Source organism: Litoreibacter meonggei (assembly GCF_003663885.1).
Lineage (GTDB): Bacteria > Pseudomonadota > Alphaproteobacteria > Rhodobacterales > Rhodobacteraceae > Litoreibacter > Litoreibacter meonggei.
On sequence record NZ_RCCE01000001.1, the window covers coordinates 793,360 to 818,238 of the forward strand.

General features: G+C 60.9%; 25 protein-coding genes. 10 read left to right on the forward strand and 15 right to left on the reverse strand.

Annotated features, from left to right (window positions below; genetic code table 11):
- Positions 1–311: 311 nt before the first annotated feature.
- The 8 genes from rpsD to modA form a co-directional block, all read right to left on the reverse strand.
- Complete coding sequence (gene rpsD / locus BCF46_RS03955) at positions 312–932, reverse strand: 30S ribosomal protein S4 (RefSeq protein WP_121022286.1); 621 nt, start codon at positions 930–932, stop codon at positions 312–314.
- Positions 933–1,078: 146 nt separating this feature from the next.
- Complete coding sequence (locus BCF46_RS03960; RefSeq protein ID WP_121021906.1) at positions 1,079–1,720, reverse strand: hypothetical protein; 642 nt, start codon at positions 1,718–1,720, stop codon at positions 1,079–1,081.
- Between the two features lie 13 nt (positions 1,721–1,733).
- Positions 1,734–2,426, reverse strand: a complete 693-nt coding sequence (locus BCF46_RS03965) for a M50 family metallopeptidase (RefSeq protein ID WP_121021908.1) — start codon at positions 2,424–2,426, stop codon at positions 1,734–1,736.
- 4 nt (positions 2,427–2,430) lie between these two features.
- Positions 2,431–3,486 carry a Hint domain-containing protein gene (locus tag BCF46_RS03970; protein WP_121021910.1) on the reverse strand — a complete coding sequence of 352 codons (1,056 nt, stop codon included), beginning with the start codon at positions 3,484–3,486 and terminating at the stop codon, positions 2,431–2,433.
- A gap of 152 nt (positions 3,487–3,638) precedes the next feature.
- Positions 3,639–4,550: a lipid A-modifier LpxR family protein gene (locus tag BCF46_RS03975; RefSeq protein WP_170157857.1), complete on the reverse strand. Its 912-nt coding sequence runs from the start codon at positions 4,548–4,550 to the stop codon at positions 3,639–3,641.
- Between the two features lie 104 nt (positions 4,551–4,654).
- Entirely contained in the window at positions 4,655–5,746 is a 1,092-nt protein-coding gene (gene modC, locus BCF46_RS03980) for a molybdenum ABC transporter ATP-binding protein (RefSeq protein ID WP_121021914.1), read from the reverse strand.
- Positions 5,743–6,429 carry a molybdate ABC transporter permease subunit gene (gene modB, locus BCF46_RS03985; RefSeq protein WP_121021916.1) on the reverse strand — a complete coding sequence of 229 codons (687 nt, stop codon included), beginning with the start codon at positions 6,427–6,429 and terminating at the stop codon, positions 5,743–5,745. Before modB ends, modC begins: the two co-directional genes overlap by 4 nt.
- Entirely contained in the window at positions 6,429–7,133 is a 705-nt protein-coding gene (modA, locus tag BCF46_RS03990) for a molybdate ABC transporter substrate-binding protein (RefSeq protein WP_245989764.1), read from the reverse strand. Before modA ends, modB begins: the two co-directional genes overlap by 1 nt.
- A gap of 84 nt (positions 7,134–7,217) precedes the next feature.
- Here modA and BCF46_RS03995 point away from each other — a divergent pair, with 84 nt between their 5' ends.
- A complete protein-coding gene (locus BCF46_RS03995; protein ID WP_121021918.1) occupies positions 7,218–8,192 on the forward strand; it encodes a threonine dehydratase in 975 nt (324 codons plus the stop codon).
- A gap of 6 nt (positions 8,193–8,198) precedes the next feature.
- Here BCF46_RS03995 and BCF46_RS04000 read toward each other — a convergent pair whose 3' ends face one another.
- Entirely contained in the window at positions 8,199–9,323 is a 1,125-nt protein-coding gene (locus tag BCF46_RS04000) for an acetoin utilization protein AcuC (protein ID WP_121021920.1), read from the reverse strand.
- 123 nt (positions 9,324–9,446) lie between these two features.
- Between BCF46_RS04000 and BCF46_RS04005 the strand changes: the two genes are divergently transcribed.
- The 5 genes from BCF46_RS04005 (at position 9,447) to ptsP (ending at position 14,898) form a co-directional block, all read left to right on the forward strand.
- Positions 9,447–9,923: an NUDIX hydrolase gene (locus BCF46_RS04005; RefSeq protein WP_245989767.1), complete on the forward strand. Its 477-nt coding sequence runs from the start codon at positions 9,447–9,449 to the stop codon at positions 9,921–9,923.
- Positions 9,924–9,993: 70 nt separating this feature from the next.
- A complete protein-coding gene (locus BCF46_RS04010) occupies positions 9,994–10,407 on the forward strand; it encodes a DUF1178 family protein (protein WP_121021922.1) in 414 nt (137 codons plus the stop codon).
- Between the two features lie 12 nt (positions 10,408–10,419).
- Positions 10,420–11,064 (forward strand): SDR family NAD(P)-dependent oxidoreductase, encoded by a 645-nt coding sequence (locus tag BCF46_RS04015; RefSeq protein ID WP_121021924.1) that lies wholly within the window; start codon positions 10,420–10,422, stop codon positions 11,062–11,064.
- Between the two features lie 69 nt (positions 11,065–11,133).
- A complete protein-coding gene (locus BCF46_RS04020; RefSeq protein ID WP_121021926.1) occupies positions 11,134–12,372 on the forward strand; it encodes an aspartate kinase in 1,239 nt (412 codons plus the stop codon).
- A 270-nt stretch (positions 12,373–12,642) separates the two neighbouring features.
- A complete protein-coding gene (gene ptsP / locus BCF46_RS04025) occupies positions 12,643–14,898 on the forward strand; it encodes a phosphoenolpyruvate--protein phosphotransferase (RefSeq protein ID WP_121021929.1) in 2,256 nt (751 codons plus the stop codon).
- 165 nt (positions 14,899–15,063) lie between these two features.
- Here the strand turns inward: ptsP and BCF46_RS04030 are convergent, their stop codons facing one another.
- Both BCF46_RS04030 and BCF46_RS04035 read right to left on the reverse strand, forming a co-directional pair.
- Positions 15,064–15,840: an EcsC family protein gene (locus tag BCF46_RS04030; protein WP_121021931.1), complete on the reverse strand. Its 777-nt coding sequence runs from the start codon at positions 15,838–15,840 to the stop codon at positions 15,064–15,066.
- A gap of 23 nt (positions 15,841–15,863) precedes the next feature.
- Complete coding sequence (locus tag BCF46_RS04035) at positions 15,864–16,337, reverse strand: GNAT family N-acetyltransferase (protein WP_121021933.1); 474 nt, start codon at positions 16,335–16,337, stop codon at positions 15,864–15,866.
- A 78-nt stretch (positions 16,338–16,415) separates the two neighbouring features.
- Between BCF46_RS04035 and BCF46_RS04040 the strand changes: the two genes are divergently transcribed.
- On the forward strand, positions 16,416–17,021 hold the full coding sequence (locus tag BCF46_RS04040) for a flavin reductase family protein (protein WP_121021935.1): 606 nt from the start codon (positions 16,416–16,418) through the stop codon (positions 17,019–17,021).
- Positions 17,022–17,311: 290 nt separating this feature from the next.
- Here the strand turns inward: BCF46_RS04040 and BCF46_RS04045 are convergent, their stop codons facing one another.
- The gene (locus tag BCF46_RS04045; protein ID WP_425454407.1) at positions 17,312–18,913 is read right to left on the reverse strand and encodes a SulP family inorganic anion transporter; all 1,602 of its coding nucleotides are present in this window, start codon (positions 18,911–18,913) and stop codon (positions 17,312–17,314) included.
- Positions 18,914–19,173: 260 nt separating this feature from the next.
- Here BCF46_RS04045 and BCF46_RS04050 point away from each other — a divergent pair, with 260 nt between their 5' ends.
- On the forward strand, positions 19,174–20,046 hold the full coding sequence (locus tag BCF46_RS04050; RefSeq protein WP_121022294.1) for an S-methyl-5'-thioadenosine phosphorylase: 873 nt from the start codon (positions 19,174–19,176) through the stop codon (positions 20,044–20,046).
- Here BCF46_RS04050 and BCF46_RS04055 read toward each other — a convergent pair.
- The gene (locus BCF46_RS04055; protein WP_121021937.1) at positions 20,043–20,729 is read right to left on the reverse strand and encodes a hypothetical protein; all 687 of its coding nucleotides are present in this window, start codon (positions 20,727–20,729) and stop codon (positions 20,043–20,045) included. The genes BCF46_RS04050 and BCF46_RS04055 overlap by 4 nt on opposite strands.
- A 341-nt stretch (positions 20,730–21,070) precedes the next feature.
- On the opposite strand from BCF46_RS04055, the gene BCF46_RS04060 reads away from it, so the two are divergent.
- Positions 21,071–21,898 carry a M15 family metallopeptidase gene (locus tag BCF46_RS04060; protein WP_121021939.1) on the forward strand — a complete coding sequence of 276 codons (828 nt, stop codon included), beginning with the start codon at positions 21,071–21,073 and terminating at the stop codon, positions 21,896–21,898.
- Between the two features lie 61 nt (positions 21,899–21,959).
- A complete protein-coding gene (locus BCF46_RS04065; RefSeq protein ID WP_121021941.1) occupies positions 21,960–22,499 on the forward strand; it encodes an adenine phosphoribosyltransferase in 540 nt (179 codons plus the stop codon).
- Between the two features lie 98 nt (positions 22,500–22,597).
- Here BCF46_RS04065 and BCF46_RS04070 read toward each other — a convergent pair whose 3' ends face one another.
- Both BCF46_RS04070 and BCF46_RS04075 read right to left on the reverse strand, forming a co-directional pair.
- On the reverse strand, positions 22,598–24,010 hold the full coding sequence (locus BCF46_RS04070; RefSeq protein WP_121021943.1) for an FAD-binding oxidoreductase: 1,413 nt from the start codon (positions 24,008–24,010) through the stop codon (positions 22,598–22,600).
- Positions 24,011–24,047: 37 nt separating this feature from the next.
- Positions 24,048–24,851 (reverse strand): MBL fold metallo-hydrolase, encoded by an 804-nt coding sequence (locus BCF46_RS04075; RefSeq protein ID WP_121021945.1) that lies wholly within the window; start codon positions 24,849–24,851, stop codon positions 24,048–24,050.
- Positions 24,852–24,879: the final 28 nt, after the last annotated feature.

Consider the following 24,879-nt stretch of genomic DNA (forward strand, 5'->3'; position numbering starts at 1 on the left):
TTTGTTTGTCTTCCGGGGCATAAATCTAAAATCAAAACTGTAAATTTGGTAAATTTATTGTCAGCCCATCAACTTGCCGCAATGCAGCAACACGTGGCAGCACCCGCAAAACGGGACTAATTCGACTTGCCGTCAGGGCCATACCAGACCTTAGTCGCGCGACAAGTTGGCGCGGAGTGCCGTAACGGAAGGCAGCGTGCCACAACTGGCTTTACCGCGATTCTCGACGTCGCAATCGCAGGCCATCGCACGACCTCCAACGAAAAAGACCGCCCCGAGGGGCGGCCTTTGTAGCTGAGAGGCAAAGAACCTTAGTTCTGCGCGTAATATTCGATCACGAGGTTTGGTTCCATCATGACGGGGTATGGCACATCGCCAAGACCCGGTGTGCGCACGAAGGTCGCAACCATTTTGGAGTGATCAACGTCAAGATAGTCAGGAACGTCACGCTCTGGCAGTTGCGATGCTTCCAGAACCAGCGCCATTTGCTTGGACTTCTGGCGCACTTCAACAACGTCGCCTTCTTTGACACGGTAAGACGGGATGTTAACCCGCTTGCCGTTCACTGTGACATGGCCGTGGTTCACGAACTGGCGTGCAGCAAAGACGGTTGGAACGAACTTGGCGCGGTACACAACGGCGTCCAGACGACGCTCCAGCAGGCCGATCAGGTTTTCACCAGTGTCACCTTTGACACGAGCAGCTTCAACGTAAGTACGCTTGAACTGTTTCTCGGTCAGATCGCCGTAATAGCCTTTCAGCTTCTGCTTGGCGCGCAGCTGCAGACCGAAGTCCGACAGTTTGCCCTTGCGGCGCTGACCGTGCTGACCGGGGCCATATTCACGACGGTTTACTGGGGATTTTGGACGACCCCAGATGTTTTCACCCATCCGGCGGTCAATTTTGTATTTGGCAGAGGTACGTTTAGTCACCGTCTGATCTCCTTCTTGCATTTTCAGAAGGGCGTTGTCCTTCCCCCGGATTTTGCCGGAGTGACAGGGTTCCTCTTGCGAGGGCCACCAACACCAATGAAGCCGCGCTTATAGAGGGCTTCGGGGCAGAGTCAACAGGCCCCGCGCTACCGCGCAGCCTTTGCAATTTCACGACGCAAACGAGCACTCGATTGGCGCACCCGTTTTCCCATTCGTCCGTCCAGATCAGCGCGAACAGTATGGAACGTCACAAGCGCATCGCCAACCAGCACAAACGAGATTTCTTCGACCACTGGAATAGTCGTGACACCGGGCATCACCAGGCCCGTCACCAGCTGCAAAGCCTTCGATCTGGGTCCATTCTCCGTAGCCGTGATCGTACGTACGTTCTTCATGCCGCTGGAATAGCCGAACACCGCCTGAACCCATCTGGCCGACTTTGCCTGCTTGGGAACCGTAAACCTCTGTCCCTTGACATGCGCCTGCGCTTTGCCAAAGAACAGGCGGAACATCTCGTCAAACTCGGCTTCAGTCCCACTGCCCGCCTGCGCGTCTGCACGCGCAACATAGGCGACAATCGTGTCATTGAATTCTCCGGCCCGTTCCAATTCTTCCACAGCACGGGTCTCAAACACGGCGACATCTTCCGGCGCGCCCTTCGCCGCGGACACGTCCTTATATCCACGCGGGGTCGGAACCGTGACAGTAACGCCGTCGTAACTCAGAGTAGCGGCCCATCCTACATTGGCGATGGTCAAGGCAAGGGCGAGCGCAAGAAGTGTTTTCATAACAGAAACCTCTTTAGACAGACGGCGGTGTAGATTTGTCGAACACGATATTGCTCGACGCGCCCAAGCCATACCGAAGGCTAGCGGCAATCGCCAACAAGCTTACTACCAACCAAAGCCCACCCCACAGCACGGTGGCCCCGCCGAACTCGTTGGCCATCATCCACGCGTCAGACTGCAAATGCGACCGCGCGATGGTGTCGGAGAAGATGTCGAACGGCACGTAGATCATCGAGGTCAGCCCTATCACCCTGAGAACAAGATCATTGGCGCTGTGATCCAGCCAACGCGCCACGGCCAATAGCACCACAGCCAACCCGACGCAGAAAGCCAAAGCAAACAGGTCGCGCAGGTACAGCGCCGAGACCAACAGCAACAGCAGTCCCAATCCCGCAACGACCGCGCGGTCAGCGGTGCTGCGCAAGGCCGCGAAAAGCAGCGCCATTCCAAGCAGCAGCGAGCCAAGATAGCCCGCGGTCAAGGTCGCGAAGCGAGACCCTCCACGGGTCAAAGCCTGCCCACCTTGTTCCGGGGAGATGGTGATTTGCTCGATCGAGCCACCTGTCAGCATCGCCGCCAACCCGTGGGACAATTCGTGCAGCAACACGACCACAATTTTCAACGGAACCATAATCGGCGTTGACCAAAGCGCGAAGATCACCGCTACCAGCGCAAGCAACTGCCAATGGCCTTTCACAAAGGCCACGGGCTCACACCATGTCGTGCATCAGGATCGCAGCTTCGGAGCGGTCCAGATTGCGCCGCGCAAAGGGGCCGTAGCTGTGCAGGTCACGTCGCAACTCGGGGAACAGTTCCAGCAACCCGGCGCGCTGTACTGCATCAACAGTCTTCAGCGTGGTATTCGCCGGATGGTAGCTTTCCGTCGCGACCCCGTTGGCCCACAGCACTTGATGGCACGACAGCAGCAGGTGGACGTAGGTCACCTCTTTGATGGAATGATCCACGAATACAGTCGTATCATTGATCAGATCCGACGCCGCGACCAGTACTTCCGACTGATTGAACAGCGCTTGCGCATTCGGGCCAGAGAACAAAATCCGGTGATGAGGGGAAACCAGCAGGTCCTCGTCTGGCACGTCTTGATCCAGTGCGGCAGCGCGCAGACGCACAGGGCGCAGCTCCGGCATCGCATATAGCCGCGCACCCGACATGCGGCGGCGGCCCACCCACAAGATTTCCTGCGGACCATCGTCTTTGGTTTGCACCACATCGCCCACGCTCAGGTGTTCGACATGCTCCTCGCCGTCAGGGGTGCGGATGCGCGTGCCTTCCGTAAAGCAAATCACATCACCCCCAAAATCACTGGAGCGACGTTGTACGGTAGGCGTCTCGGGAACCGAGATCACTCGATAGTCCCGCCCCGCAAGTGGCACACCGTCCGCGCACCACCACAAAACAGTTGCCGTTCGGGAGGGGCGGATCGGCACAAGTGTAAACCGCATCTCGCCATCGGACAGCACATAGCCCTCGGGCCCGGAATGGGTGTTGTCGCCGATGCGCATGTCTTCGCCCTCGGGAAGGTCGAATTTCCGTTGCACAACACGCACGACGCGGCGGCGAAATTCCTCGCGGCCTATCTCATCTGTCAGGAGCAAAGGAGAATCCGCCCCGTCTAGACGCACTGCGTCCCCATGCCATGACCAGACCTGACCGGCCTGCGGCAGCTGCCCAAGGCCACCCGCGGCCCCATCCAGCTGAATTTGGTCTGACGTGAGGACATACGTGCCTGTAAAGCCCGTTTTCATGTCCGTTACCTGCTCAATTTTTATTTTTTTGGTCGTCTTTTGTTGAAGCCCTACCACGAACCGTAACGTCTGGATAGCGTGCGTTAACAACTCGTTAAGACGCGCACCTCACCTGTTGCGCCAAGGACTCGCTTCGCCGGGGGATTTCGAGATCAAAATTGGAAGCTGGCACTCAGCGAGCCGACAACTTGGCCTTCCAGCTGGCCCTCAAATTCCTCGCTCAGATAGGTCGCGCCGTAAAATAGCGCCCCGCGCCGGAACTGCTGATGCAGCCCTGCACGAACCCGCGCTCGCATGTCCTTTTTCACAATACCCGGCGTATCCAGATATCTGCTATCCGCCACATAGGCGACGTCGCCACCCAGCAAAAGCGACAAACCGGTGGAGCGATCTCCCTGAATACCCGTGTAAAGCAGCCCCGTCGTGCTGTCGCGCACCAGCAGCGCCCCTTTCCCGAATCCGCCGAACGTAATGTCGGTCCCGATACGCGCGAGCGTTTCGGCGCCTGCCTGAACCTCTACGAAGGGACGCACCTGCCCCGATGTCCCAAGCTCGAACGCGCGGCCCGCTTCGAATGTCACCGTCGGGTAAACGGCGCTAGCCACTTGAAACCCGTCCACGTTGACACCCGACGATGCAAACACCCCATGCAGTTCGTCCTGAAGCTGGTCCACTTTGGTTTGCGGGCCAACAAATATCAGGTCCAGCCCAAGGCTCATCTCTGTTGCGCCTTTTTGGAAATGCGTATGCGCACCGACGGACAGAGCGCCCACATACCGCCGGTCCGCCACCCTCGGGTTGGCCACGTTCGCTTGTGTAATCATCTCGGTGCGGAACCGGTATTCGATCAACGCGCCCACACGCTCCGGCCTGTGCCCCAACCACTCCGCCCCACGCAGATGCGACACCACCAGCGATGCACTGCGCCAACGGTCTTTGTTGTCGCCAAGAGCATCATTGTTGAACAAGCTTCCCCACCCTAAAGAGTGACTTCCCTCGGCACAGGCCGCACCAGCCAGAGCAAGCGACGTAAGGGTCATGCAAAAGACGCGCGGAATGTTCATATGAAGCCTCATTGACAGAACTCAGGTCGTTATCCGCAAACCGACCTTCTGGCACAAGGCGCACCATATGGGGATTGCCGCAGCACGACTTCTACGCAACAGAACTAGCCCGCCCCGCGTTCGCCCATATCCGATGGCGCGACCGAGACCGATTTGATCACCGCATAGCAGCTCAAGCCCGCCTTCAGCCCCATCGTTCTGGCAGAGCGTCGGGTGATCCGCGCCATCAACGCATCCTCGCCCGAGCGCAACGCAACCGCCACCCCCGGTCCTTGCCCCTCATGCAACTGCGTCACGGTGCAAGGCAGGATGTTTAGCGCCGACAAGCCGTCCGGCTTGTCCTTCGACAAAATCACATCGCTGGCACGAATACGCACCCGCATGGCCCGTCCATCCTCGGCTTGCACCCTTGGCAGAAACAGGCGGCCCGCGCTGGTTGCTAAAACGCTCAACCCGTCGCTGGCGTCGGCCTGCGCCACGGTGACGTTCAAAATGGCCCCCGCCTCGCGCACCCCGATGTCCGAGATTGCCGCCGGATCGGACAAAATTTGTGCCAGCTCACCAGACCGCGCCACCCGCCCGTCCCGCATCACCACCAGATGATCCGCCAATTGCGCCACCTCCGACATGGCGTGGCTGACATAAAACACCGGCACGCTGGTCTTGGCGACAAGCGCTTGCAAATACGGCAGGAACTCCGCCTTTCGCGCATCGTCCAGCGCCGCTAGCGGCTCGTCCATCAACAGCACTTTGGGCTGGCTCGTCAGCGCCCGCCCAATCGCCACACGTTGCGCTTCACCACCTGACAGGTCACGCGGATACCGCTCCAACAGGTGCTCGATACCCAGCACGGCCAATCCCCCATCGCCCCGCGTGGAATACAGCTGGTTTGGACGCCCGTAGCCGATATTTTGTCCGACGCTCATATGCGGGAACAAGCGCGGCTCTTGGAATACATAGCCGATCCGGCGCTTGTGTGGCGGCACGAAAACATCCGTCTCGCTGTCAAACAGCACCTGATCCCCGAGGCGAATATGCCCCGCGTCAGGCTTGCTCAGCCCAGCAATCGCGTTAATGACCGAGGTTTTGCCACAGCCCGACGGCCCGAACAGCGCGGTCACCCCGCCTGCGCTCTCAAACGACGCATCCAGCGCGAAATCCCCAAGGCGCTGCGTGATCTGGACAGAAACGCTCATACCCGCCGCCCCGCCACTTTACGCGCAACCCATTCGGACACAGCGACCGCGCCCAGCGCGATGACCAGCGACACCAACACCAGTTTGCCCGCTTGGCTTTCGCCGCCGGGCACCTGCAAGAACGCGTAAATGGCCGAGGGGATGGTCTGCGTCTGCCCCGGAATGGCAGCGACGAAGGTGATCGTGGCCCCGAACTCCCCCATGGCCTTGGCAAACCCCAAAACTGCGCCAGCGATGACCGACGGCAACGCGGCGGGCAAAGTGATCGTCCGAAACACCCGCCATGGTGACGCGCCCAGCGTCGTGGCCGCTTGTTCCAGTTTCGGGTCGCTCGCCTCGAAGCCAAGCCGGATCGCGCGCACCATCAGCGGAAACGCCATGATCGCCGCCGCCAAGGCCGCCCCCGTCCAGCGGAAGGCGAAGACGATGCCAAGATTGCTGAGGAACCCGCCGACCGCCCCTTGCGTGCCGAAGGTCAAAAGCAGCAGGTAGCCGGTGACCACGGGCGGCAACACCAGCGGCAGCAACACCAGCGCGTTCACCACGCCCTTGCCCACAAACTCACGCCGCGCCAGCAGATGCGCCACCCAGATCGCCAAGGGCAGGATCGCCAGCGTCGCCACAATGGACACCCGCAACGATAGCCAGACCGCCGCCCATTCCTCTGGCCCCAGCCCCAGCATCACGGCAGCCCAAACCCATGCGCCGCGTAATCAGCGCTCGCCGCATCGCTTTGCAGCACCTCCATCACCACGTCCGCCGCAGGCCCCGCGCTGGCTGTCAAAGCCACGGGGTAGCGGATCGGCTGATCGGGCAATTCGGGCAAGACGTGGATCACATGGACCGCAGGCTCCGCAGCCGCATCACTTGCGTAAACCACCGCGAACGGCACCTCGCCACGCGCCGCCAAAGCCAGCGCCGCGCGGGCGCTGTCGGTCTCGACAATGCGCGGCGCCATGGCGTCCCAGTGGCCCGCGCGTTCCAGATAAGCTTTCGCGTAAATCCCCACCGGCACCGAGGCAATCAACCCCGTCGCGACCCGGCCATCGCTTGCGAGCAGGTCTTCGAACGGCACCACCTTATGGCCGACGATCACCAACGCGTTGGACAACAACTCCACGCGGCTCTCGGGCCGGATCGCGCCCGCGTCCTGCGCCGCGTCCATCCACACTTCATTGGCCGAAAAGAAAATATCCGCAGGAGCGCCCAGAATAATCTGCCGCGCCAACAGTCCGCTGCCACCGTAGGAGATGCGCACGGGCAGGCCTTCGGTCACCTCGTCCAACGCCGTCTTCAGGCTGGACGCGGCAAAGATCACCACGTCTTCCGCCACTGCGGGCAACGCGGTAAGGCAAAACGCCAAGGCTATGAAAACACGACGGATCATGGCCGCCGATTGTGGGCAATGCGCGCGCAGGCGCAAGGCCAAATGCTTCTTGCAGCGGCGCATAAGCGCGTTAGGCTGGCCCCTATGATGACATTCACCAAATCCGAGCTTGAGGACGCCTGCGCCCTCGTCTACCGCCACATGCCCGCCACGGCGCAACATAGCTGGCCCATGCTGAACGCCCGCACCGGCACACCCACTTGGGTGAAGCACGAAAACCATGGCCCCACCGGCGCGTTCAAGATGCGCGGGGCGATCACATTTATGAACTGGCTGACCCGCACGCATCCCGACGTGCCGGGCATCTGCACGGCGACCAAGGGCAACCACGGGCAGGGACAGGCGCGGATGGCGACTGCGGCGGGGTTGCGGGCGCTGATCTACGTCCCCCACGGCAACTCGGTCGAGAAGAACGCCGCCATGCGGGCCTTCGGGGCGGAACTGGTCGAATACGGGCAGGATTTCGACGAGGCCAAGACCGAAGCCTTCCGCGTGGCCGAGGAACAAGGCCTGTTCATCGTGCCGCCATTCCACAAGGAACTGGTGCGCGGCGTGGCGACTTACGCCTTCGAGTTGCTGTCCGCTCAACCCGATCTGGACACGATCTATGTCCCCATCGGCTGCGGCTCCGGCATCTGCGGCACCATTCTGGCGCGCGATGCTTTGGGGCTGAAAACCAAGGTGGTGGGCGTGGTGTCAGAGAATGCCCCCACCGCCAAGCTATCGGTCGAGGCGGGCCGCATGGTCGAGACCGACAGCGCCAACACTTTCGCCGACGGCATGGCCGTCCGCCTGCCGGTGCAGGAGGCCTACGACATCTATTCCAAAGGGGCGGAGCGGATCATCACCGTCAGCGATGACGAGGTCGCCGAGGCGATCCGCGCCTACTACACCTGCACCCACAATCTGGCCGAAGGCGCGGGCGCGGCCCCGCTGGCGGGGCTGTTGCAGGAGAAAGAGCGCATGGCCGGCAAGGACTGCGCGGTGATCCTGTGCGGCGGCAATATCGACACGGACTGGTTCTTGCAGGTCATGGCAGGCAAGACGCCGAAGGTTTAGCGGCGGTTAATACGACGCCTTCAACCGCGCGCTCAGCACATCCAGCCGCGTGCGCAGCTCGTCCTGTATCGGGCCTTCATGTGGGGCGTCTGTCAGGGTGGTGAACCAATGTTCCGGCGGATTGCGGCCATGGCGGTTGCCCTCGAAACTTAGCGCCCGCAGGACTGCTTCGGCCTCGGGTGGTAGACGGTCGGGGGCTTCATGCCCCGCCAACTCGCCCCAAACAGAAGTCCACAAGCGCCCGACGCTCCACGGGTTATAGCCACCCCCGCCCAGCACCAGCAGGCGCGGTGCGAGCGGTCGCAACGCCCGCAGCACGCGCAGATGCGCGTTATTCGACAGGCTCAGATGCGATAGCGGGTCTTCCTCCACCGCATCCGCCCCGCATTGCAGCACTACGGCGTCGGGCCGATGCGCGGTCACAACGGGCAGGATCAGGCGGTCGAGGATCAGCGCCATTTCGGTATCGTTCAGCCCCCTCGGCACCGGCAGGTTCAAGGCCGAGCCGCCTGCCGTGTCCTCCACCGCGCCGGTGCGGGGCCAGAGGCCTTCCTCATGCACCGACACCATGACAGTGTCGGGATCGCCTGCGAAACCATGCTCCACCCCGTCGGGGTGATGGGCATCGATATCCACATAGGCGATGCGGCGGACGCCTTGGCGGCGCAGGGACAGCATCGCCAGCACCGGATCGTTGAGGTAGCAAAAGCCCCCCGCACGGTCGGGAAACCCGTGATGCGTGCCACCTGCGGGGCTGTAGACCACGCCGCCATCTGCCAGTAACTCCCCCGCCAACATGGCACCTCCGGCCGAGGTGGCAGGACGGCGGAACATCTCGGGGAAGACCGGATTGTCCAGCGTGCCGATGCGGTGACGGGTACGGGTTTCCGCGCTGACATGCTGCGCCTCCTCCGCCGCCTGCAACGCGGCGATGTAATCGGGGCTGTGCCAGAGTTCCAACGCCTTGGGCTTGGCGCGGGGCGAGGTGATGAACTGCGCGGGCGGCAGCCAGCCCAAAGCGCGGCTGAGGTCCATCACGGTCGAGACGCGCGGCACCCGAAGCGGGTGTTTCTTGCCATAGGAGGAGCCGCGATAAATCTCGGAGCCGATGAAAAGCGGGTGTGTCAACATGGGGCATATACCTAGCGGCTCTGCGCTGAAGGAACAGACGTTTCGGCGCAAGACTCTTTAATTATCCACATTTGCGGGCTAACTTAGGGAAAAGGGCGTGTAATCGCGCCGTCGGAGCAGAGCATGTCGCTGATCAAAATGAAACACCCCGCCCTCCGGATGGAGGGGTCCCAAAAGCGGGACGTGCGCACCCAGTTCGGGGCACTGTGTTTCCGCGTGCAGGGCGATGAGACGCAGGTGCTTTTGGTGACGTCACGCAATTCACGGCGCTGGATCATTCCCAAGGGCTGGCCGATGGAAGACCAGTCCCCCGCCCAGGCCGCCGCCATCGAGGCTTTCGAGGAAGCGGGCGTCGAGGGTAAGGCTTACAACATCTGTCTGGGCCTCTATTCCTACACCAAGGTCATGGACAAGTCCGATGACCTGCCCTGCGCGGTCTCGGTGTTCCCGCTGAAGGTGCAGAAAACCCATAAGGTCTGGCCTGAAAGCAAGGAACGCACCCGCAAGTGGTTCAGCATAAAAAAGGCCGCCGCCCGCGTGCGCGAGCCGGAATTGCGCAAGATTATCAAAAATTTCGACGCGTCCCTGTTGAAGGCCTAACCCGATTGAGGCTTGCCTTCGTCCCGCGCGTGCTTAGATTTATAGGACGCAATAAGGACCACAAACCCCGATGATCCGCTACGCCCTTACCTGTGCCAAAGACCATAGCTTCGACAGCTGGTTTCAGTCGGCAGACGCGTTCGACAAGCTGTTGTCGTCGGGCATGATCACCTGCGCGGTCTGCGGCACGCAGGAGGTCAAGAAATCCATCATGGCACCGCGCGTGCGCACATCGGAAGACAAACCGCTCTCCGCCCCCGCCTCCCCTGCCGAGCAGGCGTTGAAGGAGTTGCGCGCCAAGGTGGAGGCCAACTCCGAACATGTCGGCACCAATTTCGCCAAGGAAGCCCGCGCCATGCATGACGGCACAGCACCGGAGCGCTCGATCTATGGCGAGGCCAAGATCGAAGACGCCAAGGCACTGGTTGAAGACGGGGTTCCCGTGGTGCCATTGCCGTTCGGCCCAAGCCGCAAGAACAACTAAAGGATCGCCACCATGAAAGTTCTGATCACAGGCGCGAACCGGGGCATCGGGCGCGCGCTATTTGACGGCTACGCAGCGCGTGGTGACGATGTTACCGGCACAACCCGTGGGGCCGCATCGAACGGTTGGCTGCAACTGGATGTCACGGACCCCGCGTCGGTCTCTGCGATGGCGGGCCGGCTGAACGGTCAGCCACTTGATCTGCTGGTCTGCAACGCGGGCGTCTACTTGGACAAAGGCCACGAGCTTGGCGCAGGATACGGCGCAGACGTCTGGGCCGACACTTTCGCCGCCAATGTGACCGGCGTGTTCCTGACCATCGAGGCGCTTTTGCCGAACCTGCGCGCGGCGGGCGGCAAAGTTGCGATCATCTCGTCACAGATGGGGTCCAGCAAGCGGGCGGGTGGCAATGCGTTCGTCTACCGCGCCTCCAAGGCGGCGGCGCTGAACCTCGGGCGCAATCTGGCCAAGGAGCTTGCCCCTAACGTGGCCGTGGGCATCTACCACCCCGGCTGGGTACAGACCGATATGGGCGGGAAAACCGCCGCGATCACGGTCGACCAATCCGCCACCGGCCTGATCCAGCGCTTCGACGCGCTTGGGCCGAAAACCACCGGCTGTTTCGAGATGTGGAACGGCGAGGCGATGCCTTACTGACCCCGTCCCCCTTGCCCTTCGTGTCGCTGCGTCATAAGACGCAGCACGATACGACAAAGGGCAAACACCATGCCAAGACTGGTAATGAAATTTGGCGGCACGTCCGTCGCCAATCCGGACCGCATCCGCCGCGCTGCAAAGCGCGTGGGCGTCGAGGTGGCCAAAGGCTACGAAGTGATCGTCATCGTGTCGGCTATGTCCGGCAAGACCAATGAGTTGGTCGGCTGGGTCGAGGATGTCTCGCCGCTGTATGACGCCCGCGAATACGACGCGATTGTCTCGTCCGGCGAGAACGTGACCGCTGGCCTGATGGCGCTGACCTTGCAGCAGATGGACGTGCCTGCGCGCAGCTGGCAGGGCTGGCAGGTGCCGTTGATGACGACGGACGCCCATGGCTCCGCCCGTATCGAGGAAATTCCGACCGCCAATCTGGACGCAAAGTTCGCCGAAGGCATGAAAGTTGCCGTGGTCGCGGGCTTCCAAGGCATCAGCCACGAGGGCCGCATCACCACGCTGGGTCGTGGCGGGTCCGACACAACAGCCGTGGCGTTTGCCGCTGCCTTCGATGCGGAGCGCTGCGATATTTATACCGACGTAGACGGGGTCTACACCACCGACCCGCGCATCGAGGACAAGGCCCGCAAGCTGGACCGCATCGCCTATGAGGAAATGCTGGAGCTGGCGTCGCTGGGCGCCAAAGTGCTGCAAACCCGCTCGGTCGAACTGGCCATGCGCTTTGGCGTGAAGCTGCGGGTTCTATCAAGCTTTGAAGAAATGGACGACAACGCGGGCACGCTTGTGTGTGCCGAGGAGGATATCGTGGAAAGCAACGTAGTCGCAGGCGTGGCCTTCGTGAGAGACGAAGCCAAAATGACCCTTATCTCGGTCGCTGACCGTCCGGGCATCGCGGCCGCCATATTCGGGCCTTTGTCCGAGGCAGGTGTGAATGTGGACATGATCGTGCAGAACATCTCTGAAGAGGGTCGCACCGACATGACCTTCTCGTGCCCCGTCAACGAAGTGCCCCGTGCAGAGCACGCGATGGCGGAAGCCAAAGCATCGGGTTCTATTAACTACCACGATCTGGTGGCCGACACGGATGTGGCCAAAGTCTCGGTGGTGGGCATTGGCATGCGCAGCCATGCGGGCGTGGCCGCCAAGATGTTCGCCGCCCTTCAGGCCGAAGGCGTGAATATCAAGGTTATCACCACCTCGGAGATCAAAATCTCGGTGCTGATCGACCGCAAATACATGGAGCTGGCCGTTCAAGCCCTCCATGACGCCTTTGATCTGGACAAGGCTGCCTAACGACGCAGAAACGCGCCTGAATAGGTCATGATTTGTTACGCCCGCGCCGTGCCGCGGGCGTTTGCTTTTGGCTTGCTGGCTTTGGCGACAATCTGATTGGTTTTTGCACGATTTGGAGCCTGAATGAGACTTATTTACTCAATAAGAGCGCCATCCCAATTGCCAGCTGGACATAGGCGATTTTCCCGCCTCGGCGCAGTTCTCTCCTCTCCACTTCCCCACCAAAACCCCGTATAGCAAATACTGAGACCACCAGGGAGGGCGACGAATTTGCCCGAGAGATATGAAAGTGAAAGCCGCAAGCTGCTAGGCCGCTTGCGCGATACCCTCGCCGAGGAAGGCGCAGGGCAGGAAAGGCTTGACCGGATCACCAGCATCATCGCGGGATCCATGGGCACTGATGTGTGCTCGATCTATCTGTTCCGTGACGCAGACACCCTTGAACTCTGCGCCACGGAAGGTTTGAACAAAGAGGCCGTCCACCAAACGCGGATGCGCATTGGCGAAGGTCTAGTGGGACGCGTTGCCCGCACCAAGACGCCAGTAAATACGCCCGACGCCCCATCCGCCAAAGGGTTCAGGTTTATGCCGGAGACGGGGGAGGAGATTTTTTCATCGTTCCTTGGCCTGCCGATCCAAAGGCTTGGCGAGACGCTGGGCGTTCTGGTTGTTCAATCCAAAGACGCGCGCGGCTACACCGAGGATGAAGTTTACGCGCTGGAAGTCGTGGCGATGGTGCTGGCCGAAATGACCGAACTTGGCGCGTTTCAGGGCGAAGGCGCCGCGATGGGCGCGCGTCACACCCAACAAGCGCTATTCCGCGGTGGCACCGCCCAAGAAGGCGCGGCGGAGGGCCATGTCTATTTGCACGAGCCCCGCGTTGTCGTGACCAATCCGATCGCAGACGACCCCCATGTGGAATTAAAACGGCTCGAAGATGCCATGGAAACCTTGCGCGGCTCGGTAGACGAGATGCTGGGCGCTATGAGCAAGAATACCGATAAAGAGCAGGTCAAAGTTCTTGAAGCCTACCGCATGTTCGCCAATTCCCGTTCCTGGGTGCGGCGGATGCAAGAAAACGTAGGGCTGGGCCTATCCGCCGAAGCCGCCGTCGAGAAAGAGCAATCCTCCACCCGCGCCCGTATGGAAAGCGTGCCCGACGCCTATCTGCGGGACCGGCTGCATGACCTCGACGACCTATCCAACCGCCTGCTACGTTTGTTGACCGGCCAAGGCAGCGACACGGGTGCCGAGATGCCCGAAAACCCCATTCTTGTGGCTAAGAACATCGGACCGGGCGAATTGCTAGACTACGGCAAGAAGCTGAAGGGCATCGTGCTTGAAGAAGGCTCGGTCGGCTCACACGCGGCGATCGTCGCGCGCGCATGGGCTATTCCGTTGGTGATTAACGCCAAGCGCATCCTGACCGAGGCCCTGAACGGCGACCACATCTTGGTGGATGGCGATCAGGGTGTGGTCCATCTGCGCCCTGAAGACACCGTGGCCACCGCATTTCGCGACAAAATTGCTATGCAAACGCAGGCGCAGCAACGCTATGCGTCGATCCGCGAAAAACCCGCCACAACGCTGGATGGCCATACGGTTTCACTGCACATGAATGCGGGTTTGATGGCGGACCTACCGTCGCTGGTCAGCTCTGGTGCAGAAGGCGTTGGCCTGTTCCGAACCGAGCTTCAATTTCTGACCCGTGCACGGGTGCCGCGCCGCTCGGAGCTGGCCTCGATTTACGGCTCTGTTATGGATGCGGCCAAAGGCAAACAGGTGGTCTTCCGCACGCTCGACATCGGGTCCGACAAGGTGCTGCCCTACATGAAACCCACCGAGGAGCCGAACCCGGCGATGGGCTGGCGGGCGATCCGTGTTGGTCTGGACAAGAAGGGCGTGATGCGGATGCAGCTGCAAGCCCTGATCCGCGCGGCTAATGGGCGCCCCTTGTCCGTGATGTTCCCCTTTGTCGCTCAATTCGATGAATTCCGCGAAGCACGGCAACACCTTCTGGATGAGCTGGAGCGCGAAAAAAAGCTGGGCCACGCCTTACCATCGGACGTGAAAATTGGTGCCATGCTGGAGACCCCGTCACTGGCGTTTGCGCCGAAGCAGTTCTTCGAGATGGCTGATTTTATCTCTATTGGCGGCAACGACCTGAAACAATTCTTCTTCGCCGCCGACCGCGAGAACGAGCGCGTGCGCAAACGTTATGACACGCTGAATGTCAGCTTCCTGACCTTTCTGGAACAGATTTCCGAACGCTGCAAAGAGACCAACACCCCAATGAGTTTCTGTGGAGAGGACGCGGGCCGCCCTGTCGAGGCGCTGTGCTTTGCCGCCATCGGCATGCGGTCGCTGTCCATGCGTCCCGCCTCGATCGGGCCGGTCAAAAGCCTGCTGCGTCGCTGTGATCTGGGGGAGGCCAAGCAGGTTATTGATGCGGCGAGGGCGTCTGGCGCACAATCTGTACGCACGGCGGTCATGGATTGGTTGACGGGGCGTAACGGGAAGGCCTGATCTGCGGCGACCTGCCACCCAGAGCTATCCAAGAGGCAGGCCGCAACAGTAGAAGGGAAAACCTACTGGAAGGAAACTGGTTACATACGCGTGCCTTAGGCATTTGTTCTGAACGACTGTCAGCCTGTTGCCAGAGCAGATAACAGCCTTGGCATTACGATATGGTTAACGCGGCACCTCGCCGCCGGAAATTTCTTGCCTGAACAGCTCGACCAAAGCCGCGCGGTCAGATCCGGTTTCCTCTGCCAGCTTACGAAGGCCAAAGCTCACATGCGCCATTTCCTGATAATAGCTGGTGAAGCTGTAGTTGATTGCAGCACCTGTCACCGCACCCAGAACCGGCACCATCTGCGCCGCCAGCTTTTGGCCCAGCACTACGGCCAGTTTGGGGGCTATCTGCTTGATCAGCGTATGAAGTGTCGCGCCAGTGACGCTAACCCTTAACGTCAAAAAACTGAGATCAGTGCTGTCATCCTCGGCCAACGGACCGGCGGAGGCGAAGACCTGCAAACATTCCGCCCGTGTGTCCGGATGAGACGGGTCGAACCCGTGCTCTTCCGAAATGGTCTGGATTGCCCGTAGGATCACCGTGGTTGTGACCGGCAATTCTGCCAACGCAGACGGCAGGCCACCAAAACCGCCCGCCGCGCCCGTCCCCATAGTCAGGGCACGGGTCATCCACTGACCGGAATCCGGTACAGTCGCGCGGGTCTTCGCGGCGGCCTCGAAACTGAACTCAAGCGCCTTGAGTGTGGCACCGTCCAAGCCGTCACGTGCGGGTGCCGGAAGCTTGTCCAGCAACCCGTCCGCCTGCGCGCCAAGCGCGCCCAACACCTTGAGCCCCACCCCTCGTGCATTGCGATAACGAACAGCGAGCGCCTTTATCTGCACCTCCAAAGGGGGAACGGCAGGTTTGGTCGGGGGTAAAATTGACTGGTTCATATGTGTTAAATGCTGCCAGTTGGCTATTTTTTCAAGGAGGTCACCTGCCCCCTGACCCCGCTCCAGTCCCAAAGACCCAGCACGCGGTCAGGGTTGGTAGGCGGCGGCATTTCAATCCCGTTGAGCTTTTGAAAGCCGAATTTCCCATAATATGGCGCGTCGCCCACCAGCAGCACCCGTTTCCAGCCAAGCGCCTCGGCGCGGGCCAGACTGTCGCGCACCAAGGCCCCGCCAAGCCCCTCGCCCTGACGGGTCGGGTGAACGGCGACCGGTCCCAGAAGCAGCGCGTCATGCGCGCCCACACGGATCGGCCAATAGCGGATCGCGCCACCGATGATGCCCGCCTCGTCGCTTGCCACCAAGGACAGGTCCGGCACCGGATCGACCCCGTCACGCAAACGGTAGGACGACAGCGCGGTACGTCCGGGCGCAAACGACAGATCGTAAAGCGCCTCGACTGCCCACCAGTCTTGCGGAGTCTCGACCCTGAGTTCCAATTGCCCTGCCCGTTTTTACCCTTTCGGTGCAGTCTACATGGCGCTACCCCTTGGGCAACCAAGAAGGAGACGCCCCCGATGTTCTACCGCCCCGAAGACGGCCACGGGCTGCCCCATAACCCGTTCAACGCGATTGTGACGCCGCGCCCTATTGGTTGGATTTCCACCCGTGGGTCTGACGGCTCGGAGAACCTTGCGCCCTATTCGTTTTTCAACGCGGTGGCGTATGTGCCGCCTCAGGTCATGTTCGCCTCCACCTCCGCCAAGCCGGACCGCGACGGCACCAAGGACAGCGTCGCCAACATCCGTGACACGGGCGTGTTCTGCGTCAACGTGGTGGAATACGCGGCGCGCGATGTGATGAATGTGACATCCGGCCCTTGGGACAAAGAGGTGGACGAGTTCGCCAAGGCAGGGATCGAGCGGGTCGACTGTGACACCATCGCCTGCTCGCGCGTGGTGAATGCCCCCGCCAATCTGGAATGCAAGCTGACGCAAATCGTGCAGCTTCCGGGCGAGGCGAATTTCGCCGTGTTCGGGGAAGTCATCGGCGTGCATATGCGCGACGATTGCATCGTGGACGGCGTGTTCGACGTGACCACCTTCCAGCCTTTGGCACGACTGGGATACAAGGATTACACCCATGTCAAAGACGTGTTCAGCCTGACCCGCCCTGGCGAATAACGTGGTGAGTAGCCACGCCAAAAGCCCCGAGCCGCCGGAATGCGGCGCGGGGTGGTGAGGCATCTCTATCTGGGAAAAAGCGCCCTCAAATCGGGTCGCTGGATACATAAATGGCGGCGCCGCCTGTCGCGGGGTGAGCCAGACAGGGGCGTTACCCCCTGCATCTTAAACGCATGCGTCATGCAGATTGCCCCATAACAGAGGCCCTGAATTCCACGAGCTATGTTCGACGTCGAGGGGCAGGTTCTAGCCGCCCCCCGTTAATCTTTCGCTACGTCAGCGTGCGTTGCCTAATGCCCGCCCGCCATGACACCGGTTTTGACCGAGTAGTTCACAGCAATCTCGTAATCAGGGTCGTCGTCACTGTCGATCATCAACTGGCCAGCCTTGGTCAGCAACTCGTGGCAGTCGCGGCTGAGGTGGCGCAGGTGCACAGACTTGCCCTCGGTCTCGTATTTGCCAGCAACCGCCTCGATAGCTTGCAACGCAGATTGGTCCGCGACACGGCTGCGTGCGAAGTCGATGATGACTTCGTCGGGGTCATCCTTCGGGGTGAACAGCTCGGAGAAACCCTCGGCAGAGCCGAAGAACAACGGGCCTTCGACCTTATAAACCTTCGTGCCGTCATCCATGATTTCGGTCTCGGCATGGATGCGGCGGGCGTTCTGCCACGCATAGGCCAGCGCCGAGACGATCACGCCCACAACCACCGCGATGGCGAGGTCATACATCACGGTCGTGATGGTCACCAAGACGATCACGAAGGCGTCCAGACGTGGCACCTTGCGCATGATGTTGAACGAGTTCCACGCGAAGGTGCCGATCACGACCATGAACATCACGCCAACCAAGGCGGCCAGCGGGATCTGCTCGATCAGCGGCGAGGCCACCAGAATAAACGCCAGCAGGAACAGCGCCGCCGCGATACCCGCTGCACGGGTGCGACCGCCGGATTTCACGTTGATCATGGATTGCCCGATCATCGCGCAACCGCCCATGCCGCCGAAGAAGCCGGTCACGGTGTTGGCCACGCCTTGAGCCACGCATTCCTGAGATGCACCACCGCGTTTGTTGACGATCTCGCCCACAAGGTTCAGCGTCAGCAGGCTTTCGATCAGACCGATGGCCGCAAGGATCAGGGCGTAAGGGAAGATGATCCACAGGGTCTTCAGGTTGAACGGCGCCAGCATGTCGCCATAGAGGCCCGTGCCACCTTCACCGCCGAAGCTGAACGGGATGTGGAACGGCGGCAAGCCGCCCTTGATGGAGGCCAGATCACCGACCCGAGGGACGTCGATACCGAAGCCGATGACCAGCAACGCCACGATACCAATGCCCGCAAGCGGCGCAGGGATCAGCGAGGTCACCTTGGGCGTCGCCCAGATAATAGCCATGGTCAGCACCGTCAGCCCGAGCATGATAGCCAGAGGCCACCCCGTCATCCATTGGCCGCTTGCAATGCCGTGACCGCCGCTCGTGGCGGTGCCGGGCACCTGAAACTGGCTCATTTGCGCGAGGAAAATAACGATCGCGAGGCCGTTCACGAAGCCCAGCATCACCGGATGCGGCACCAGCCGGATGAACTTGCCCAGCTTGAAGATGCCCGCCGCGATCTGCATCAGGCCCATGAGGATCACCGTGGCAAACAGGTACTCGACCCCGTGCGCTGCCACCAAAGCGACCATGACCACGGCCAAAGCACCCGTCGCACCGGAGATCATCCCCGGACGCCCGCCGATACACGCCGTGATCAGGCCCACGATGAAGGCCGCATAGAGCCCCACCAGCGGGTGAACCCCCGCGACGAAGGCAAAGGCCACGGCTTCCGGCACCAAGGCCAGCGCCACGGTCAGGCCGGACAAAATTTCGATACGCCAGCGCGCAGCCCCCATCGGGCCGGAGGGCGCAAGGCTCAGTTCGTTCAAAATCGGATTGTTGGCGAGGGACGCCATCAGCTTGTTGGTCACGCTGCTGCCTCTTGTTCAGGTCACATATGTCTTTGAGTTGCGGGCCTGTTAGCGCACACAGTCGCGGAATGCACGGATTAGTTGCCCCAACACTTGCGTGAAGTGCGGTCCGGTGCATTTCCATCCGGTTAACCTTCCGCCAATATGCCGCCAAATGATGCATTTCACGAATGAAGGACACCAAAATGGCAGATACGATGATCGGTGTGATCGGCGGCTCCGGCCTCTACGAGATCGACGGGCTTGACGGCGCTGAATGGCAAACCGTGGAAACCCCATGGGGCGCGCCGTCTGACGCGATCCTGACCGGCACCCTGTACGGCGTCAAAATGGCGTTCCTGCCCCGCCACGGGCGCGGCCATGTGCATTCGCCGACCACGGTTCCTTACCGCGCCAATATCGACGCCTTGAAACGTATCGGCGTGACGGATGTGATCTCCGTCTCCGCCTGCGGCTCGTTTCGCGAGGAAATGGCGCCGGGTGATTTCGTCATCGTCGACCAGTTCATCGACCGCACCTTTGCCCGCGAAAAGTCCTTCTTCGGCACGGGCTGCGTCGCCCATGTCTCGGTCGCGCATCCGACCTGCCCGCGCTTGGGCGCGGCCTGTCTGGAGGCAGCCAAAGACACCGGCATCAATGTCCACAACGGCGGCACCTATCTGGCGATGGAAGGCCCGCAATTCTCGACACTGGCCGAAAGCAAAATGTACCGCGATAGCTGGGGCGCGGACGTGATCGGCATGACCAACATGCCCGAGGCCAAACTGGCCCGCGAGGCGGAGCTGTGCTACGCCTCCGTCGCCATGATCACCGATTACGACAGCTGGCACCCCGACCATGGCGAGGTGGACGTCACGCAGATTATCGCCACACTGATGGGCAATGCCGACAAGGCACGGGGCATGGTGGCCAAGCTGCCCGCGCTGCTGGGATCAGAGCGCGCGCCCTGCCCCCATGGCTGCGACCGCGCGCTGGAATATGCGATCCTCACCGCGCCGGACGCCCGAGACGCGAAAATTGCATCCAAGCTCGACGCGGTTGCAGGTCGGGTGCTTTAGGAGATCGAGATCAGGTTCAGAACGTATTTCACCCGTGTCACCCACCGCGCGTCGAAATAGTCCACCGACAGCTCTTCAAAATCGCACTCCACCGCATTGGTGGCGGGATCGCAAAAGGTAAAGGTAATCGGCTTAGGATTGAACGCCACCATCTTGCCCTCGTGCTGACCAGTGGTCTCGTTCTTGGCAAAATAAGCATTCTCGACCATGAGCACCAGAAAGTCGGGGTCGGCCGCCATATCCACCACGTCCTGAATACAATACTCAAGATAGGCGGTTTGGCTGGTGGTGGAGAATTGCTTCTCGAGCGGCATCACCAGCGACACGGCCTTCACCTCAAACCCACCGTCGCCCTTCATGCCGACGCTGCCCATGACGAAGGCCATCGCCTCGGCGAATTGAAGGCCCAGTTTGTTATGCGCCTCTAGAGTCTCAGAAAGCTTGGAGACAGACACCTCGGTTAGCTCCTTCGAACATAACGGCGTGGGGACGAATTGGCGGGTGGGTTTGTAATAGGCATAGGCCTTACCCGGCCAAGGCTGGTTCAACTGGCCCGCGTGGATACGCTTTTTCTGGTAGAGCACATCCTCGAAGGTCACTGTTAGAAATAGGGTGGTTGCGAAAGCCACCAGCACACCGGTCAGGAATAACCCGAGCGGCCAAAGCAAAAGCTTCAGTTTCATGGCGACCCCCTTACTTCGGGCAGCATAGGTCGCCACCGCAGTTGTAGTATCCATCAGGACACTCCTTGGCGGCGGCAGGAAGGGCCAAGCACAGGCCCAGAATGACGGCTAACAATACGCGCATAAGACAAACTCCTTTTTGGCAAAAACGAAAGAAAGTGGCCAAAGTATACCACAACCCACCTGCGCCTCAGCCGTGAGAAAACTGTGACCAAAGGCTTGCGCAGTTAAGTATTTTCTATTTTATTACAATCGCTTACGATTTCACTCACGTGAAAGATTGCCCTGACGTAAACTAGGCTCATTTCAACCATTCTAATATTGGACAGGAGGATTTTCGCATGGACACAGCAGCCATCAAACTTGTGCAGTCCAAGCTCAAGGAAATGGGTCACTACTCGGGTCGCGTTGACGGGGATCGTGGCGCCAAAACCCATGCGGCCGTCAAGAAGGGCATCCCGCAGATCGACGGCACGCCACCTGCGGGATGGAAAACCCTGAGCGGCAAGCGACAAACCCTCATCTTCTTACAACTCTATTGCCACGCCAACGACGTGAATGCCGGCGCGATTGACGGCTTCTGGGGCCCGCAAACCGCATGGGCCGCCGACGCATTGGAGGAAAAGCTGCAGAATGGCTTCATTCATGCGTGGCGCGACGTGGAGCCAATCGACGCCAACCCGCACCAGTTCCCCAAGCAGTCCCAGATGACAAATTTCTACGGACCGCACGGTGTCCCCGGCGGGCGCTCTCCCGATCTGGTGTCGGTCCCCTGCCCCTGGCCGCTCAAAATCGCGTGGAACAAGGCGCAACGCCGCTCCGGCTTCAGGGTCCACCGCAAAGTGGCCGACAGTCTGGGCGAGGTCGTTGAGCGGGTGCACGACCACTATGGCCTCAAGGAAATCGAACGCCTCGGCTTCGATCTGTTCGGCGGCGACTACAACCCGCGTAAAATGCGCGGCGGCAGCAGCTGGTCCACCCATAGCTGGGGCATCGCCATCGACTTCGACCCCGAACGCAATCGCCTGAAATGGGGCCGTGGCCGCGCCAGCTTCGCGCATCCCGACTGCGCCGACTTCTGGGAAATCTGGGAGCGGCAAGGCTGGACCTCGCTTGGTCGCATCAAGAATTTCGACTGGATGCATGTGCAAGCCGCGCGCTTGGGTTAAAGGCTTTTAACCACGGCAGCCCTGCGGTATCCGGAGATGTACGCAATCTCCGGAGCCGGTCATGCCAAACACCAAACAGGTCAAAGACTACATTCGCACCATCCCGAACTTCCCTCATGAGGGGATCATGTTCCGCGATGTCACCACCCTGTTTCTGGACGCCCGCGGCTTTCGCATGGCGGTCGACCAGTTGCTGCACCCCTATGCAGGGCAACGCTTCGACAAAGTGGCAGGTCTTGAGGCGCGCGGCTTCATCATGGGCGGTGCCATCGCGCACCAATTGTCCGTGGGCTTCGTCCCGATCCGCAAGAAGGGCAAACTGCCTGGCAAAACCATCGAGCAAAGCTACAAGCTCGAATATGGCGAGGCGACGATGGAGCTGCATGATGACAGCCTGCAACCCGGTGAGAAGGTCCTGCTGATCGACGACCTTCTGGCCACCGGCGGCACCGCCGAGGCAGGTATCAAACTAATCGAAAAACTCGGGGCAGAGGTCATCGGGTGTAGCTTCATCATCGATCTGCCCGATCTGGGCGGGCGCGCCAAGCTGGAAGCCATGGGGCAAGATGTCCATGTGCTGTGCGAGTTCGAAGGCGACTAACCCACAGCTTCCCCCATCATTGCTTCAAAAATACCTCGGGGTGTGGGGCAGAGCCCCACTGAATTCGCCGCGCGTGGCGCAGAACCCCACTAATCTCCCTACCCTGCAACCACCGCGCCGGGGTTCATAATACCCTTCGGGTCCAGCGCCGCCTTGATCGCCCGCATCGCCGCCAGCTTTGTCGGGTCGCCATACCGGTTCAAGTCATCAACCTTGAGCCGCCCGATCCCGTGCTCTGCCGAAAACGAGCCTCCCATGTCTACCGCCAGATCATGCACGATCCGCTTCACCTCGGCGCGCTGGTGGTCATGGTCCGCCCGCGACTTCCCCTTTTGTGGAAATACGTTGTAATGCAGATTGCCGTCCCCCACATGGCCAAAGCAATTGATCCGGAAATCGTCGACCCGCGCCAGCGCCGCGCCAGCGCGGTCGATGAACTCGGGGATGCGTCCCACCGGAACCGACGTGTCATGCGACGAGACCGAGCCGATCCGGCGGTTCGCCTCCGGAATGCTTTCACGGATGGTCCAGAACGCCTCCCGCTGCGCGCCGGATTGCGCAATCACTCCGTCGCTCACCAACCCCCGTTCCGCTCCGGCTTCAAACAATCGCTCCAGCGCCTGCGACGGCTCCACCCCCGCGACACAGCCGACATCAATCAGAACCATCCACTCCGGTGCCTGCGCGAAAGGTATTCGGACGTCAGGCCCGACCTCTCGCAGGAAATCCAGCCCCATATGGTTGATCAACTCGAAGGCCGAGACCTGATGCCCCAGCAAATCCCCCGCCAAAGACAGCAGGTCGAGGGCGGCCTGCGGGTCCAGCACAACCATCAAAGCGGCCCCTTCACCTGCGGGTTTCGGGAACAGTTTCAGCGATGCTGCGGTGATAATCCCCAGCGTCCCCTCCGCCCCGATCATCAGATGGCGCAGGTCATAGCCGGTATTGTTCTTTTTCAGCCGCGACAGCCCGTTCAGGATCGCGCCGTCCGGCAGCACCGCCTCCAGCCCCACGCATAAATCCCGTGCATTGCCGTAGCGCAGCACATTCACCCCGCCCGCATTGGTCGACAGGTTGCCGCCAATCCGCGCAGACCCTTCGGAGGCCAATGATAACGGAAACACGCGATTAACCGCCTCGGCGGCGTCCTGAACCGACGCGAGGATCGTTCCCGCCTCGGCCACCAGCACATTCTCGTTCGGAAACACGTCGCGGATTTTGGTCATCCGCTCCAGCGACAGGATCACCGGCACCGGGCCGCTCTCCAGCACCTGCCCGCCGACAAGACCAGTGCCACCGCCATAAGGAATGATCCCGACCCCTGCCGCAGCGCAAGCGCGCACCACCAATGCGACATCCTGCGTGCAATCGGGCGCAATCAGGAAGCCGTCGCCCCCGTGATAGCGCCCGCGCGGCTCGTGCAGGTAGGCATCGGTCAGCTCGCGAAACGCGGCTGCGGGAAGTTTCGAGGTCAGCTCTGCCCGAAGGGCGTCAGTCACAGAATTCAGCATGGGGTCTTTATTGCGCGGCTATTCGGCAAGGGAAAGCTCATTCAATCGCGGCTCGCAAATAGGCTGGCCGCAAGGTGATCACGGTGGGCCGCTTCGGCAGCGTGCGCAGCGATACCTCAAGCGAACTGTCGCGGCGCCGGTCAATGGCGAACTCATCCGACATGCCCGCCACGAACCGCCCCAGCGATCCATCCGCCCACCAATGCATCGGGATCACCACCGAGGATTTCAGCCGCTTCAGCACCTTCACCATGGTCGGCAAATCCAGCGTCAGCCCGCCATCCACGGGGGCCATCACGACATCGAGCCGCCCGAGTGCTGCGTATTGCGCCTGATCCGGCTCGTGATGCAAATGCCCCAGATGCCCGATGCACAGCCCCGCCACCTCGAACACGAAGATGGAATTGCCATTCTTCTCCACATCGCCGGAAAACTGCCCACGGATATCCGTCGACACATTGCGCACCAGCATCTCGCCAAGGTCCAGATGATGATCCTGCTGCCAGCCGCGCAGCACATGCTTGATACGCGGATCAGGGCTTGGCGTCCAATGGCTCGAATGGGCGTGGTTCATCGTGACGACATCCGGCACAAAATCCCGCACGCCGAAAAATCCGGTATAGTCGGTGGCCGCCGTCAGCCCGCCTGAGGTCTCCAGAATGAACGTGGCATGGGCAATGTAGCTGAGCCGAACGGTGTAGTCGTCCAGCGCCTCCCCGAACGCTGCGCGCTTTATATATTCGACCCCCGGCGCGTCGGCCAAGGCAATACAATGGCTCGGTCTGCGGTCCTGAGCCAGTGCCGCAAGCGGCATCATCAAAAAGAGAAACACCCAACGCATAGCTCAAAGCTAGGTCATACGGGGCTCA

Bases quoted from the DNA above. Each gene is read 5' to 3' on its own strand.
- modC (WP_121021914.1), bottom strand. From the start codon at position 5,746: ATGAGCGTTTCTGTCCAGATCACGCAGCGCCTTGGGGATTTCGCGCTG.
- modB (WP_121021916.1), bottom strand. From the start codon at position 6,429: ATGCTGGGGCTGGGGCCAGAGGAATGGGCGGCGGTCTGGCTATCGTTG.
- BCF46_RS04030 (WP_121021931.1), bottom strand. From the start codon at position 15,840: ATGAACCAGTCAATTTTACCCCCGACCAAACCTGCCGTTCCCCCTTTG.
- BCF46_RS04075 (WP_121021945.1), bottom strand. From the start codon at position 24,851: ATGCGTTGGGTGTTTCTCTTTTTGATGATGCCGCTTGCGGCACTGGCT.
- BCF46_RS04055 (WP_121021937.1), bottom strand. From the start codon at position 20,729: ATGAAACTGAAGCTTTTGCTTTGGCCGCTCGGGTTATTCCTGACCGGT.
- modA (WP_245989764.1), bottom strand. From the start codon at position 7,133: ATGATCCGTCGTGTTTTCATAGCCTTGGCGTTTTGCCTTACCGCGTTG.
- BCF46_RS03995 (WP_121021918.1), top strand. From the start codon at position 7,218: ATGATGACATTCACCAAATCCGAGCTTGAGGACGCCTGCGCCCTCGTC.
- BCF46_RS03960 (WP_121021906.1), bottom strand. From the start codon at position 1,720: ATGAAAACACTTCTTGCGCTCGCCCTTGCCTTGACCATCGCCAATGTA.
- BCF46_RS04005 (WP_245989767.1), top strand. From the start codon at position 9,447: ATGTCGCTGATCAAAATGAAACACCCCGCCCTCCGGATGGAGGGGTCC.
- BCF46_RS04070 (WP_121021943.1), bottom strand. From the start codon at position 24,010: ATGCTGAATTCTGTGACTGACGCCCTTCGGGCAGAGCTGACCTCGAAA.
- BCF46_RS04000 (WP_121021920.1), bottom strand. From the start codon at position 9,323: ATGTTGACACACCCGCTTTTCATCGGCTCCGAGATTTATCGCGGCTCC.
- BCF46_RS04045 (WP_425454407.1), bottom strand. From the start codon at position 18,913: ATGGGGGCTGCGCGCTGGCGTATCGAAATTTTGTCCGGCCTGACCGTG.
- BCF46_RS03975 (WP_170157857.1), bottom strand. From the start codon at position 4,550: ATGAACATTCCGCGCGTCTTTTGCATGACCCTTACGTCGCTTGCTCTG.
- BCF46_RS04010 (WP_121021922.1), top strand. From the start codon at position 9,994: ATGATCCGCTACGCCCTTACCTGTGCCAAAGACCATAGCTTCGACAGC.
- BCF46_RS03970 (WP_121021910.1), bottom strand. From the start codon at position 3,486: ATGAAAACGGGCTTTACAGGCACGTATGTCCTCACGTCAGACCAAATT.
- BCF46_RS04050 (WP_121022294.1), top strand. From the start codon at position 19,174: ATGGCAGATACGATGATCGGTGTGATCGGCGGCTCCGGCCTCTACGAG.
- BCF46_RS04065 (WP_121021941.1), top strand. From the start codon at position 21,960: ATGCCAAACACCAAACAGGTCAAAGACTACATTCGCACCATCCCGAAC.
- BCF46_RS04020 (WP_121021926.1), top strand. From the start codon at position 11,134: ATGCCAAGACTGGTAATGAAATTTGGCGGCACGTCCGTCGCCAATCCG.
- BCF46_RS04015 (WP_121021924.1), top strand. From the start codon at position 10,420: ATGAAAGTTCTGATCACAGGCGCGAACCGGGGCATCGGGCGCGCGCTA.
- BCF46_RS04060 (WP_121021939.1), top strand. From the start codon at position 21,071: ATGGACACAGCAGCCATCAAACTTGTGCAGTCCAAGCTCAAGGAAATG.
- BCF46_RS04040 (WP_121021935.1), top strand. From the start codon at position 16,416: ATGTTCTACCGCCCCGAAGACGGCCACGGGCTGCCCCATAACCCGTTC.